Below are 14612 nucleotides of genomic sequence, written 5' to 3'. Positions count from 1 at the left end.
TGGAATCATTGTCGAACGAAGCGGCTTTGATTAAGCTTACTGCTTACTTAACCGCCTTAGTGCCGTTATTTTCCCATATCCAGACCTCGATGTAATTAAAGAACATGACCAGATATGGCTTACGAGCCCGCGTAATTACCTTAACTCTAGCGCCAACCCTGATTATTGGGCTGTTGTTGAGTGCATTTTTCTCTTTTAATCGCTATCAAGACTTAGAAGGTCAGGTGATTAATACCGGTACGAGCATTATCGAACCGCTGGCGATTGCCAGTGAATCCGGCATGCAACTTGAGAGCCGAGAGTCCGTTCGACAGCTCATCAGCTATGCTCACCGAAAAAACTCCAAACTAGTACGAAGCATCGCGGTATTCGATGAAAGACATGAGCTGTTTGTAACCTCAAACTTTCACCCTGATTTTGAAAGCTTAACTTACCCTAAAGACCAACCGATCCCACATTTAAGCTCTTCATACTTAATCGACAACACCCTAATTCTACGAACCCCAATTATCGCCGAAGGTCAGTATATTAATTCTGCCAATGGCCAATCTCAATCCAATCAAGCCATTGGTTACATTGCCATTGAACTAGATCTATCATCGCTGCGTTTGCAGCAGTACCAAGAAGTATTCTCGGCGTTTTTGGTTTTAGTGTTGGGCTTAGGTTTGTCTGGCGTTTTTGCCTTTCGCTTAATGCATGATGTCACCCAACCAATCACCCATATGAAGAATATGGTAGACCGGATTCGTCGTGGTCATCTGGATGTGCGTATTGAAGGCAAAATGCACGGTGAACTCGATTCACTAAAAAATGGTATCAATGCGATGGCCGTATCGCTATCGGAATACCACGTAGAAATGCAGCACAGTATCGACCAAGCAACCTCTGATTTACGAGAAACTCTAGAACAATTAGAGATTCAAAACGTTGAACTCGATATCGCGAAAAAACGAGCGCAAGAAGCGGCACGAGTGAAATCTGAATTCTTAGCCAATATGTCTCACGAGCTAAGAACTCCGCTAAATGGTGTTATTGGTTTTACTCGTCAAATGCTAAAAACGCAGCTTTCGAACAGCCAAACCGATTACTTACAAACTATTGAGAAATCAGCAAACAACCTACTCAATATCATCAACGATATCTTGGATTTTTCGAAGCTGGAGGCGGGCAAACTCGCACTTGAGAACATTCCATTTGAATTCCAAGAAAGCCTTGAAGAAGTGGTTAACCTTCAAGCCACCAGCGCCCATGAAAAAGGCTTAGAACTAACCCTGAAAGTCGATCCTAAGATCCCACCTGGCTTAGTCGGTGATCCGCTACGTATTCAACAGATTCTTACCAACTTGGTCGGTAACTCAATCAAGTTTACCGAGCGTGGCAACATCGATATTAGTGTCGAACTGCGTTCTCAGTCTGAAGACGCGATCGAACTGCAATTCATGGTGCGCGATACCGGTATTGGTATTTCAGAGCGCCAACAAGCACAACTTTTCCAAGCCTTCAGCCAAGCCGATGCAAGTATTTCTCGTCGTTACGGTGGTACAGGGTTGGGCTTAGTCATCACTCAAAAACTGGTTGGTCAAATGGGTGGCGAAATAAGCTTAACCAGCCGTCTGCACCAAGGTTCAACTTTCTGGTTTACGCTACGCTTAGCGTCGACTGAAATGCCGATGAGTGACCTAATCGAAACACAAACGCTCCAAAGTAAGCAGTTACTATTGATTGAACCTAACATGCAAGCAGCTTCGATCACGCAGCAACTCCTAACTCAAGAAGGGTTAGTTGTGACCTATCGCTCTGTGATGCCGGAAGAAAGTGAACAGTACGACTATGTATTGCTCAACCTTGCCGCAAATCAGACTTACCAATTGGAAACTGTCACAGCATGGGCAAATCGAGCACTGCAAGCCTCACAGAATGTGATTATTGGTACCCCTAGCACTGAATTAGCGCTAGGTGAACAGCTAATGAACTCACTTGATGTGCAATGCCTGACGAAGCCATTGTCACGTAAGAAACTGCTGCAGACACTAACGTCTAAACAGACGCCTACATTATTGCCGCCAGCATTGGTGACTCATAGTGAAGAAAAACTACCACTGAAAGTAATGGCGGTAGACGACAACCCAGCGAACCTAAAACTGATCACCGCGCTACTCAAGGAACGAGTAGAAACCGTGATAGGTTGTACTAACGGTCAGCAAGCCATCGATAGAGCTAAAGAGTCTAAGTTTGATCTGGTATTTATGGACATTCAAATGCCGCAAATGGACGGGGTCACCGCTTGTCAGCACATCAAGGCGCTTGAAAATAATGCAACAACTCCTGTCATCGCTGTAACCGCACATGCAATGTCCGGTGAGCGAGACCGTTTACTCGCCGCAGGAATGGATGATTACCTGACCAAACCAATTGAAGAGCATGTGTTACAGCAGGTTTTGGTACACTGGAACCCAAATGCTTCTGAAGAGCAAGTCGACAAGATTGCGCCAGAACACCCAGCCGTCGATGTTGCACCTGATCTTGATGAACCGCTGGTCAGCGAACACAAAAACATCATCATTGATTGGCAGGCAGCATTAAAACAAGCAGCGAATAAAGAAGACCTTGCGCGCGACATGTTACAGATGCTGGTGGATTTCATACCTGAAGTCTACGCCGTTACAGAACAGGCCATCGACGACAACGATTACTCGGTGGAAGAACTCATCCACGTGATCCATAAAATGCACGGCAGTAGTTCGTACAGTGGCGTTCCGAGGTTGAAATCAATCTGCGCTACGCTCGAAAAAGAGCTCAGATCGGGCACATCGATTGAAGACGTCGAGCCAGAGCTGTTTGAGCTCCAAGATGAGCTTGATAAGGTTAAAGCGACTGCAGTCCACTACCTGAGTTAACTTGAAGCGGCGTTATTATCATAGGGATGCTTGTGGTAGTAACGCCGTTACAACTGCGCCGACATCATGGCTAAATCATCATAAAAATAGAAATTGTTTTTTCCATGCTCCTTAACGTGATACATGGCGAGATCAGCTTGGTGAATAATCGTCTCAATGGCAATACCACTCAAAGCCCCCACACTAATTCCCACACTCGCTCCCACCGCTACCTGCCGATGATTTTCCAATTCAATATCTTTCGCGGCCACTCGAATTAACTCCGACGCCACGGTATGAAGCATATCGACATCATTTTCTTCTAGCGGCATGAAAACCGCAAACTCATCGCCGCCCATTCGCCCGACTTCGGCTTTCTTCCCTACGACTTGAAGAAAGCGCTTTGCAATCACAGTTAATGTTACATCACCAGACGAATGCCCATGCTCATCATTGATCGCTTTAAACCCATCAAGATCAATCACTAAAACAGCCAAATACGGTGCATCTAATTGGCGAATAAAACGTTCACACCCTAAACGGTTTTTAAGCCCAGTTAAGCCATCTATCAATGCCATATTGCGGTAGTGTTGTTCGAGATCCTCTAGCTTCATTCGTAACTGGGTTTCTCTTTGGATCGCTTCGTTAGTGGATTCAACAAATTGGTTAATACTCCGAACAACCAAGCCTATTTCATTGCCTTCATTTTTAGCGCTCGTAGTCAGCTTTTCAGCATGGCCCGGGGTAACGTTAGACAGTGTGTTTGCCAACTCAGTTAATGGGGTTCCAACAATTTTTTTCACCACAACCATGAGCACAATGAACACCACAGCAAGCTGAATGAACAAAAAGCTGATTTGATACAAGATCGCATCAATCGTCCGTTGTTTAATAACCTCAAGATCGTCGTGCAATAAAATGTGTCCAATTACGCTATCGTCTACCGGAGATATTAACTCGAAAGAGCGAGCCAGTTGCCAGTACCTTTGCTCATTTGAGGTAAACTTGTTTTCCTCAAATTCGATTCCATCAACCCCAACTAAACGCGCCCCTTTGATCTCTTTATGAAGTAACAAAGAGTCCAACACCTCTAACGCGATCTGCTCATTATTGGCGTACATAGCGATCGCTGCAGAGCTCGAGACCGTTAACACTAACTTCTTCTGCAGTTCTATGTGTTGATGTCGAAGTTTGTCTAAACCATTGGTCGAAATGACCAATATCGCCACCGACATATATGCCAATGCAGTTAATGCAACCACCACCAGTAATTTGTTAGAAAGTGAGCGGCGAAGTTTAGTCATAAATAACCATCACGACTTTAAGTTCATCTTGCTTAGGCTCTTCACTCAGATAACCAATGAACTTAGGGTTTTCGATTAAGTATTGTTTCAACTCCCCAGCTTCATCCAATAACTTGAGTGGAGCAACTCGACCTGAAAAGCGCAACCTTGCCCAATAAGCATCAATTTGATTAATCGACATATTGGAAATATATTGGAAGAACTCGGATCGTAACTCACCATCACGGTCGATAGCATAAAGAGAAACGCCTGATTCCACCGCTCGCTTTCGCCCTAGATATAACGCTGCGAGTTCCTTTTTTGTGATCGTTTCAATCTGACTATTTGGGCTCACCACCACATAGATATTCGACCAAGACATCGGGCTAATAAGCAAACAAAATATCAACGTCAATGCTCTCATCTTACCTCCCGTCAAAATATAAAATTCATCGATAAGGTGTAGAGCTGAACAGAACTTGACGAACTCTGTTTTGCATTTCCACTGACCCACAACCCATAACCATTTTCAGCAATAGAGATGAAGTCAGCCTGCGCTTTTACCGCCAGGTTCTTTGCCAGGTCCCAGCGAATACCAAGCGCAATCGTGCTTTGATCGACCCGAGTGCTGTTTAAACCTGATATAACACTGCTTTGTAAAGTATCGAGCCCTAACCCCGACCAATCATTACTTGCAGTCAAAGCATCGACATCGGGGCGGAAAGTGGAAGCTATAGTGTAAGGTGTCCATTGCTTCCAATAATAAGCGAGGTTGACGTACCCGCCGATACCAGATGGCAAAGCAGGGTTATTGGACTTTGAGGCTATCGACACAACTTCAGACAAAATCTTCCAGCGCCCATCAAAATACTCTCCCCCTACTTGTGAATAATAGAATTCTTCATTTTCGACAACGAGCAACTGATTATATTGGTCCGCTTCAACACCGATAGCACCACCGAGTGAAGCCACACTCGACAATGCGCTACGTACCGACTCCGTTTGCGTATTTCTTTCAATGTCGAAGTTGCCAACCCTCAGTATTGCCGCTCTCGCTCGCCAATCCCCTGACACATACTTAATGGAAATGCCCATGGTTTCCGTGCCCGTAGATTCAACAGCATCACCAGAGGTTGGATCATAAGTGGTTCTGACGACACCATATTGCGCTCCTAGGTGCCAATCAGACTCACCAGGCGCCAATGTGTATGTCAAATCTATGCCGTCTAGCGCTTGAAGGGAAATCCAACCATATACTTCTGTCGGTGGACGAATCCAAATATGGCCATAATCGATATCACGTGTGGTAGTTGCCCAGAAAGCGTCTAGCCCGAACCGCCCTGCTCTTAACTCAAGGACATCTGATGGGCGGTAGGCGATAAAGCCTAAGGTGAGCATGTCGGAAAGCTCATCACTCGCACTGTGTTTAGCGACAGCCTGAACGGTTGCACGCCATTGTTGATTAAACACATAATCGAGCTGTAAACCTAACCGGCTATCACTAAGCCACTGCCCATTATTATCGGGTTCAGATTGATGTGATAAATCACGTAGGAAGCTGAGGTCATCTTCATTTTCATAGCTGTACGCTACGGTGCCAAAACCTGACACAGTGAGAGATTCAGACATTACGTTGCCGCTGAAGAGGCCGTAGAGTAATAAAGAGAGTGCCCGAGAAAGATTCATCGTCATTAGTCGCTTCCCAAAAGGACGATTCGCGAGCTAACGGAGTGGACACGGTTTCTCCACGCGAGAAACCAAAATATAGAAACGAGTTGTGGCTGTGCTCAGTTAACTCAAACTGTAGTTCTAATATTAGGACTCAAGTAGCACTGTCGCCACTGCATAGTGACGTTCATCTGAAATGGTTAAATGTACAGAGCACACTTTCATTTGCTCTGCAATTTGAGAAGCTTTGTTATGTAACGTTAAGATCGGTTTACCATTTTCGTCGTTAGCAATCACAAAGTCATGGAAAGTTACCCCCATGGCAATACCTGTGCCGAGCGCTTTAGAAGCCGCTTCCTTAGCGGCGAAACGCTTAGCTAAGTAGCGACCTTTTTGCTTTAGCTGTTGAAAGACAAGAAATTCAGATTCCGCAAGGATACGCTTAGCAAACGCCTCCCCACTTCGATTTAACGCCTTTTCTACTCGCTCGATTTCAGCGATGTCAGTTCCAAGTCCTACAACAGCCATTTATTACCTTACCAACTCAAATATGCTTGATTACGCGTTGCTGCGCGCGTGTTCCATGATAGCTTTCATATCAGCTACCGCTTTGTTCAAGCCATCAAAAACTGCACGTCCCATAATAGAGTGGCCGATATTCAGTTCATAAATCTCAGGTAGTGCCGCAATTGGTGCCACATTGTGGTAAGTCAGGCCGTGCCCAGCGTTTACTGTAATACCTAGATCGTCAGCGTAGCTTGCACCCGCTGCAATTTTCTTCAGCTCATCTTGTTGATCTTCTTCTGTCTTCGCTTCAGCGTAATGACCAGTATGAAGTTCAATGAATGGCGCACCACAAGCTTTGGCCGCATCAATTTGCTCACGATCGGCATCAATGAAAAGCGAAACTTTGATACCCGCTTCTGACAGTGTTTGAGTTGCAGCTTTTACTTTTTCAAGTTGACCAACCACATCCAAACCACCTTCGGTAGTCAGCTCTTCACGCTTTTCAGGCACTAAACATACGAACTCAGGCTTCGTATTTAGAGCGATCTCAACCATTTCATCGGTCACTGCCATCTCTAAATTCATACGAGTTTGTATCGTTTCAGCCAAAATACGTACATCGCGATCTAAAATATGACGACGATCTTCACGCAGGTGAATCGTAATGCCATCCGCGCCTGCACGCTCAGCGATTTCAGCTGCATGAACAGGATCTGGGTATTTAGTTCCACGCGCGTTTCGTAACGTTGCGATGTGATCGATATTGACGCCTAAAAGGATTGAGCTCATTTTCCAACACTCCGTGCTCTGGGAAGACCTGTTCTAGGTAGGAACAGTTCTCTACTTTTTAATGGTTTGCCGCCAAGATACGGCTTTAATGCTATACGTGTAAAGCGTTTTGCTGCTTTTAACTGCTCTTTAGTGATAAACCTTCGCTCACTGATTGCAATGAGTTCATCGCCAACAAACGTTAAGTTATCTCTACGCACCGACGCGATAAAGCCTTTTTGCTCTCGGTAGCGATAAGTCATTGTTGGGTCGATAGGTTCTCCGGTTCCTGCACAATGCAAAAAGTCGACTCCGTATCCCATTGCAGACAATAGAGCCAATTCAAAACGGCGCAGCGCAGGCTCTGGATTCTCATTATGAGCGAGTTCTGTTAAAGCATGAAGATAGTCGTGAAAAAGTGCGGGCATAGGCACTTCCGCCATCAATACCCGCCCTATCAATTCATTGACGTACATCGCCGAATATAAATTGATACCCGTAAGAGGAAGCCCTAGGCTGATTGGCTCAGCTTGGCGTAACGTTTTCATTGAGCTATTACCCGACCATTTCAGCAACAGTGGAGTAAAAGGCTGCAGTGCACCTTTTAAATTGGATCGCTTGCTGCGAGCCCCTTTCGACATCAAGGTGAGCCGGCCGTACTCCTCGGAAAACACGTCCAAGATTAGGCTCGATTCACTGTATGGTCGGCGGTGCAGCACAAAACATCGCTGTAAGCCTTCGCTCAATACCTTACCCTTCTTCCAGATACAAAAAGAGAGAGCAAACACTCTCTCTTCCTTACTAATTAGGTGCTTTCTTTCTACTTTGAGAAAGCGAGCGTTAACCTAATTATAGATCGTCAATGTAGCCAAGTGAACGTAGCGCACGCTCATCATCAGCCCAACCTGACTTCACTTTAACCCAAGTTTCTAAGTAAACTTTACGGCCGAATAACTCTTCCATATCGATACGTGCTTCGCGACCAATCGTTTTGATTTTCTCGCCTGCTTTACCAATCACCATTTTCTTCTGACCAGTACGTTCAACAAGAATCAGTGCATTGATGTGGAAACCATCATTATCTGGGTTGTAATCGAAGCGTTCAATTTCAACTGTCACAGAATACGGCAGCTCATCACCAGTGAATCGCATTAGCTTTTCACGAATAATTTCAGACGCCATAAAACGCTGAGAGCGATCTGTTACGTATTCTTCTGGGAAGTGATGCGTCGCTTTTGGTAAGTGCTCACGAACGTGCTTACGCAATACATCGGTATTCTTACCGTGCTTTGCTGAAATTGGCACAACATCGATGAAGTCCATCTTCTTAGATACTTGCATCATATGCTGCATCACGTCAGTACGGTCTTGTACGTTATCCACTTTGTTCACGCACAATACTACTGGGAAATCGGTCTTCTTCAGTTTGTTCAGAACCATTTCATCGTCTTCAGTCCAGTGGGTACCGTCGACAAGGAAAAACACTAGATTAACATCACTCAATGAGCTGTTCGCCGCACGGTTCATTAAACGGTTAATCGCACGCTTCTCTTCGATGTGAAGTCCTGGAGTATCAACATAAATCGCCTGGTAATCGCCTTCTGTTTCAACACCCATAATACGGTGGCGAGTAGTCTGCGGCTTACGCGAAGTAATAGAGATCTTTTGACCCAGAATATGGTTCAAAAGTGTCGATTTACCTACGTTCGGACGACCGACGATTGCGATAAAACCACAGTGTTGGTTTTCCGGTAGGCTAGGTTCTTTGTTATCAGATGCAAAGAATGCATCGATATCGAATTCTTGGTTGTTATCAGACATTGCTTAGTTGCTCTAATGCTGTTTCAGCAGCCGCTTGTTCTGCCTTGCGGCGGCTAGTGCCTTTACCGATAACAGGTTTATCCACACCTGCCACTTCACACTCAACCGTAAACTCTTGGTTGTGTGCTTCACCTTTAATATTAGTCACTGTGTAGACAGGTAGCGGATTTCTTCGACCTTGCAAGAACTCTTGTAAGCGAGTTTTCGGGTCTTTTTGAGATACACCAGGCTGAATAGACTCTAGGCGAGATTGATACCAGCTTAAAATAATACCGCGAACCGTCTCCGTATCACTATCTAGATAGATAGCACCGATGATCGCTTCAACAGCATCCGCTAGAATAGAATCACGACGGAAACCGCCACTCTTCAACTCACCTGGACCTAATTTTAAGTAATCTCCTAGTTCGAATTCACGACCTAGTTCTGCCAATGTATGACCACGTACTAATGTCGCACGCATGCGGCTCATGTCACCTTCATTCACCTTAGGGAAACGGTGGTAAAGATCATCAGCGATAACAAAACTTAAAATTGAATCGCCCAGAAACTCAAGACGTTCGTTATGTTTACCTGCGGCGCTGCGGTGAGTCAGCGCCAAGTGGATCAGATCGGAATCATTAAACTGATACCCGATCTTTCTCTCTAGTTTATCAATTGGAGAATTCATGCTCTCTCGATGTGTTATGTGATCGATTAATTAATTCCACCGATGCGGTTAAAACGCACACCAGTAGGAATCCAAGATGGTAATACACTATTTGCATCGCGTTCAAACTCGAAACTGATCCAAATTGCTACAGCTTTACCAACTAGGTTAGCTTCAGGGACAAATCCCCAGTAACGGCTATCAGCACTGTTGTCACGGTTATCACCCATCACAAAATACTGGCCTTCTGGAACGACCCACTCATTAACACCGTTACGAGGTTGGTACGATTCGGTACGGTCACGACGCAATGGGTTAACTAAAATTTGATGCTCTACCTCGCCCAGCTTCTCATTAAGCTGAATCAGAGGCACACCATCTTGAATAAATTGACTTTCTTCTACATTACTTAGTTTTACTGGATTACAGCTACGTTCACCTTGTTTCTGAATACAGATTTCCTTACGGCTGCTGTAACGAATAGTATCGCCTGGTAAACCTACTACACGCTTGATGTAATCAATGTTTGGCTGAGGTGGGTACTTAAATACAACGGAGTCACCACGCTCAGGTTTACCGGTTTCCACAAGTTGAGTGCGCCACACTGGGTCTTTTAGACCGTAAGCGTACTTCTCTACAAGAATGAAATCGCCCACCAATAACGTTGGCATCATAGAGCCAGACGGAATTTGGAAAGGTTCATAAATGAATGAACGTAGAACTAAAACAAAAGCAATAACAGGAAAAATGGAGACACTATTCTCAACCCACCAAGGTTGAGCAACCACTTTAGCGCTTAACTGAGCATCAATACCATTCGTTTGAGCCTCGACATCCGCTAGTTTTTGTTGACGTTTCTTCGCCCACACTAGCTTTTCAAGAGCCCAAACAATGCCAGTTACTACAGTTACAATCACTAGGATAAGCGAGAACGTATTAGCCATTTATTTCCCTTAAATTTTCATTTCTATAAAAATAACGAAAGTGAAAGAATAGTAACTACTCTTTCACTCTCAATTATTCATCTACTCAAAAATAGACTTAATCTTTACCAACATGAAGAATCGCAAGGAACGCTTCTTGAGGCAGCTCTACGTTACCGATCTGCTTCATACGCTTCTTACCTTCTTTCTGTTTCTTCAGAAGTTTCTTCTTACGACTCACATCACCACCGTAACATTTCGCGATTACGTTTTTACGTAGTTGCTTAACGGTAGAACGAGCGATGATATGGTTGCCAATCGCTGCTTGAATCGCAATATCGAACATCTGACGAGGGATAAACTCTTTCATCTTCTCAACCAATAGACGGCCGCGAGACTGAGAGTTATCTTTGTGCGTGATGATCGCTAGTGCATCAACCGTATCACCATTTAGTAGAACGTCTACGCGAACCATGTTTGATGGCTCATAGCGGTGGAAGTTGTAATCTAGAGAAGCGTAACCACGAGACGTCGACTTCAGGCGGTCGAAGAAATCAAGAACCACTTCAGCCATTGGTAGGTCGTATGTCACAGCAACTTGGTTACCGTGGTAAACCATGTCTACTTGCACGCCACGTTTTTCGACACAAAGAGTGATAACGTTACCTAGATATTCCGCTGGCACTAAAATATTACAACGTGCAATAGGCTCACGGATCTCTTGTAAGTCGTTAACCGCAGGTAGCTTAGCAGGGCTATCAACGTAAAGTACGGTACCGTCCGTTTTTTCTACTTCGTATACTACGGTTGGTGCTGTTGTGATTAGGTCTAGATCGTATTCACGCTCTAAACGCTCCTGGATGATTTCCATGTGTAGCATACCTAAGAAGCCACAACGGAAACCAAAACCAAGTGCTGCTGAGTTCTCTGGTTCAAAGAACAGGGACGCATCGTTTAGGCTTAACTTACCTAAAGCATCACGGAAGTTTTCATAATCATCAGACGATACAGGGAAAAGACCTGCGTATACTTGAGGCTTCACTTTTTGGAAACCAGGCAGACGCTCTTCACTTCCGCCTTTTGCAAGCGTCAGCGTATCACCTACAGGTGCACCAAGAATATCTTTAATACCACATACAACCCAACCTACTTCGCCAGTATTTAGCTCAGTGGTATCGATTTGTTTCGGTGTGAATATACCAAGACGGTCTACACCCCAAACTTGGTCTGTCGACATTACTTTGATTTTGTCGTTCTTCTTCAACTTACCGTTTTTGATACGAACAAGAGAAACAACACCTAAGTAGTTATCAAACCAAGAGTCAATGATTAGCGCTTGTAGAGGTGCTTCAGGATCACCTTCTGGGGCAGGGATAGCCGTTACGATGTTTTCTAGAACATCTTCGACACCCAGACCTGTCTTCGCTGAACAACGAGTCGCTTCCATTGCATCAATGCCAACGATCTCTTCAATTTCTTCAGATACACGCTCTGGTTCTGCAGCTGGTAAGTCAATCTTGTTCAAGATTGGCACTACTTCCAGATCCATTTCAATGGCGGTGTAACAGTTTGCTAGAGTTTGAGCTTCAACGCCTTGACCAGCATCGACTACCAACAAAGCACCTTCACACGCAGCAAGAGAACGAGATACTTCATACGAGAAGTCTACGTGTCCTGGAGTATCGATGAAGTTAAGTTGGTAAGTTTCACCATCTTTAGCTTTGTAGTCCAAAGTCACACTTTGCGCTTTGATTGTGATGCCGCGCTCGCGTTCTATATCCATAGAATCGAGGACTTGTGCGTCCATTTCACGTTCACTTAAACCACCACATACTTGGATTAAGCGGTCAGAAAGGGTCGACTTACCGTGGTCGATGTGGGCGATAATCGAAAAATTACGAATGTGCTTCATAGGCTTGGTGTGACTAAACTCTTTGAAATAGGGGATAATAAGAAAGCCATCCATTGACGGCATTTCAATCAAGTTGGCAGATTCTACCCAATTTCGCTGCAAGACGCATCATAAATTAGGTGAGCGGCTCTCCGAGCACTCGAACAAGTACGACTTGTTGCTGTGATTGTTCTTCCATCGGTTTGGCTAAACGCTTCGCCAACCAAATACCTGCGACGGTGCACAGCGCTGCCGATAATATCGCAACACCTTCACCTAGCCCAAACCAAGGGGCTAATACAAGCTGCCCAAAACCAGCTCCGAACATCATCATAAACAGTGGAATGAGGTAAACAATCGCGGCTGATTGGAGCAGACTTTTTTCAGGAAAACCGATTTCGACAATCTGACCAGATTTAACTAAGTTCTTAGTTTTAAGGTGCCAGCTTAACGCTTTGTTACCAACAGCCTTAGTCACAATGCCGGTTCCACAGCTTTTTTGCGACGAGCAACTACTGCAAGACGTTTGTTGCTCGCAACTAAGGTGAACTAAATATTGCGAACCGTGAGTCTCAACCGAACTCACGGTAGCAAGTGCCGTCATCATTGGGTATTGACCTTGCTTGTAAACTTCACAGACTGGGCGATACGCTGAGCCGTTGCTGGCGGGATATCACCAACGACGGATATTTCATTGTCGCCAGAAATAAAGCTGTGTAAGGTACGGCGCCCTTGTCGAACAAGTTGGCCTTTCAGTGAATGTTCATCTTTATCTGCGATATAAACCGAAAAGCTGAACAAGCCGTCACTAAATAATTGGCTCTCAACCATGCGATCGCTGACGGCCATTTGATAACGGCTTAACTCTTTCGCTTTAAAGCCATCTGGGACCCACGCGACTTGCCAGTCACTGTTGCTCACATTACTACCTTCCGGCAAAGACAATACTTTAGGAAGCTTAGCCGATTGCAAACCACTCATGGCTTCCGCCAACCTGTCGTTAACTGCATAAGAAATGGTGCGATATTGCTCTAGAATTTCGCCATCGCGATCCAGCAAATCTGCTCGCAACGGTAATTTACTTTTCTCGTCAATCCACAAAACGTAGGAATAACGAAGGCCGTCTTTAGGCACAACCCTTAAAACTTGTGTTGCGACTCCCGCTTCACGCGCTCGGCCAACTTTGACGTAATCATAAAATTGATCCAGTGAATCGACATCACTATTAAGCATTGGGATCACAGGCGCAACCATGTTGCCGGATTCGATGGTGAATGGTTCCGTGCCAGGCTCGATGTAGCTTATTTCGTTACCGCGACGGATCACTTCACGAACAGGACCACTTAGGTAAACTAAGTGAGCAAGCTGTTGTTCTTCATTGATGGCATGACGATAAAGCAGCGGTTCAATGCTGTTTTTCTTAATCAGAATATAAGAAAGTTCGTAATTTAAATGCTGGCTGGCTTCGTTCATTTGATGCAACAAAGCCTTTGCGGTTGTTTCTTCTGCAAAGGCTTGAGGAGTCATCAAACTGAACAGTGTCAGAGCACTGATCAGGATTTTTTTCATTCAACTACCGATTCTAGGTGTTCATCATCAAACTGCGATGTGTCACTGTTTAATCTTAGCTGTAATTCGTAATCTTGCAGCAAAGCGTGAACACGCTTACGTTGTTCTTGAATATTGGATTCTGAAACTGGCTGTTGTACCGATTCACGGGTCAAGCTTACAGGTTCAGCGGAGCCAGAAAAAGGAATTGTTTGTAAAACAGGGAGAGCATCCGCTTGCGGGTTTGTGGAATCCACACCGCCGTATTGCTGAACCCCTAAAATAACAGCCAAAGAGACACACGCCGCCATAGCAACTTGACCAAACTGAGATAGCCACGCTGGAAGTTGACGTTTCGCTTCTCTCGGTTTTGGTTGTTCTTCCATCTGGGGCTGTTCATTAGTAACAACCGGCTCAGTATTTAGAGTATGGACATTAGTCAATGAACTATGTGCAGGCTCATTTTCTAACGCAGCAGCAACACTGCCTGCAATATCCCATTCAGACGATTTTGGCGCTTCGCCTCGCATAACATCACCAATTAAATGGTAACTCTGCCAGGTATCCATGCTTTCTTGATCGTTTTCTAACTCTGTAATTAGAGCTTTATCGACCATTTCACCATCCATGAGTGCCGAAAGCTTTTGTTTATCAGCCATTTTTTTCACCATATTTATG

At 44.8% G+C, this 14612-nt stretch carries 14 protein-coding genes; 1 reads left to right on the top strand and 13 read right to left on the bottom strand.

Annotated features, from left to right (window positions below):
- Positions 1–104: 104 nt before the first annotated feature.
- Positions 105–2897 carry a two-component sensor histidine kinase BarA gene (gene barA, locus ELZ11_RS00190; RefSeq protein ID WP_137355363.1) on the top strand — a complete coding sequence of 931 codons (2793 nt, stop codon included), beginning with the start codon at positions 105–107 and terminating at the stop codon, positions 2895–2897.
- Between the two features lie 47 nt (positions 2898–2944).
- Here the strand turns inward: barA and ELZ11_RS00185 are convergent, their stop codons facing one another.
- The 13 genes from ELZ11_RS00185 to ELZ11_RS00125 all read right to left on the bottom strand — a co-directional run bounded on the left by ELZ11_RS00185 (position 2945) and on the right by ELZ11_RS00125 (position 14593).
- Positions 2945–4180, bottom strand: a complete 1236-nt coding sequence (locus tag ELZ11_RS00185) for a GGDEF domain-containing protein (RefSeq protein ID WP_137355362.1) — start codon at positions 4178–4180, stop codon at positions 2945–2947.
- On the bottom strand, positions 4173–4583 hold the full coding sequence (locus ELZ11_RS00180) for a hypothetical protein (RefSeq protein ID WP_244291585.1): 411 nt from the start codon (positions 4581–4583) through the stop codon (positions 4173–4175). Before ELZ11_RS00180 ends, ELZ11_RS00185 begins: the two co-directional genes overlap by 8 nt.
- 11 nt (positions 4584–4594) lie before the next feature.
- On the bottom strand, positions 4595–5851 hold the full coding sequence (locus ELZ11_RS00175; RefSeq protein WP_137355361.1) for a hypothetical protein: 1257 nt from the start codon (positions 5849–5851) through the stop codon (positions 4595–4597).
- Positions 5852–5974: 123 nt separating this feature from the next.
- Positions 5975–6355 (bottom strand): holo-ACP synthase, encoded by a 381-nt coding sequence (acpS, locus tag ELZ11_RS00170; RefSeq protein ID WP_137355360.1) that lies wholly within the window; start codon positions 6353–6355, stop codon positions 5975–5977.
- A 30-nt stretch (positions 6356–6385) separates the two neighbouring features.
- Complete coding sequence (gene pdxJ, locus ELZ11_RS00165) at positions 6386–7123, bottom strand: pyridoxine 5'-phosphate synthase (protein WP_137355359.1); 738 nt, start codon at positions 7121–7123, stop codon at positions 6386–6388.
- Positions 7120–7848, bottom strand: a complete 729-nt coding sequence (recO, locus tag ELZ11_RS00160) for a DNA repair protein RecO (protein WP_137356235.1) — start codon at positions 7846–7848, stop codon at positions 7120–7122. The genes pdxJ and recO overlap by 4 nt, the downstream gene beginning before the upstream one ends.
- 103 nt (positions 7849–7951) lie before the next feature.
- Positions 7952–8923, bottom strand: coding sequence for a GTPase Era (gene era, locus ELZ11_RS00155; protein ID WP_137355358.1), 972 nt, complete (start codon positions 8921–8923; stop codon positions 7952–7954).
- Positions 8916–9593 carry a ribonuclease III gene (rnc, locus tag ELZ11_RS00150; protein WP_137355357.1) on the bottom strand — a complete coding sequence of 226 codons (678 nt, stop codon included), beginning with the start codon at positions 9591–9593 and terminating at the stop codon, positions 8916–8918. Before rnc ends, era begins: the two co-directional genes overlap by 8 nt.
- A gap of 26 nt (positions 9594–9619) precedes the next feature.
- Positions 9620–10516, bottom strand: a complete 897-nt coding sequence (gene lepB / locus ELZ11_RS00145) for a signal peptidase I (RefSeq protein WP_137355356.1) — start codon at positions 10514–10516, stop codon at positions 9620–9622.
- A 97-nt stretch (positions 10517–10613) separates the two neighbouring features.
- A complete protein-coding gene (gene lepA / locus ELZ11_RS00140; protein WP_137356234.1) occupies positions 10614–12407 on the bottom strand; it encodes a translation elongation factor 4 in 1794 nt (597 codons plus the stop codon).
- Positions 12408–12522: 115 nt separating this feature from the next.
- Positions 12523–12993, bottom strand: coding sequence for a SoxR reducing system RseC family protein (locus ELZ11_RS00135; protein ID WP_137355355.1), 471 nt, complete (start codon positions 12991–12993; stop codon positions 12523–12525).
- Positions 12990–13955, bottom strand: coding sequence for a sigma-E factor regulatory protein RseB (gene rseB, locus ELZ11_RS00130; protein WP_137355354.1), 966 nt, complete (start codon positions 13953–13955; stop codon positions 12990–12992). The genes ELZ11_RS00135 and rseB overlap by 4 nt, the downstream gene beginning before the upstream one ends.
- Positions 13952–14593, bottom strand: a complete 642-nt coding sequence (locus ELZ11_RS00125) for an RseA family anti-sigma factor (protein ID WP_137355353.1) — start codon at positions 14591–14593, stop codon at positions 13952–13954. Before ELZ11_RS00125 ends, rseB begins: the two co-directional genes overlap by 4 nt.
- Positions 14594–14612 lie beyond the last annotated feature (19 nt).

It is taken from the genome of Vibrio profundi (assembly GCF_005281835.1).
GTDB classification, from domain to species: Bacteria; Pseudomonadota; Gammaproteobacteria; order Enterobacterales; family Vibrionaceae; genus Vibrio; species Vibrio profundi.
This window is presented reverse-complemented; position numbering and strand designations above follow the sequence as displayed.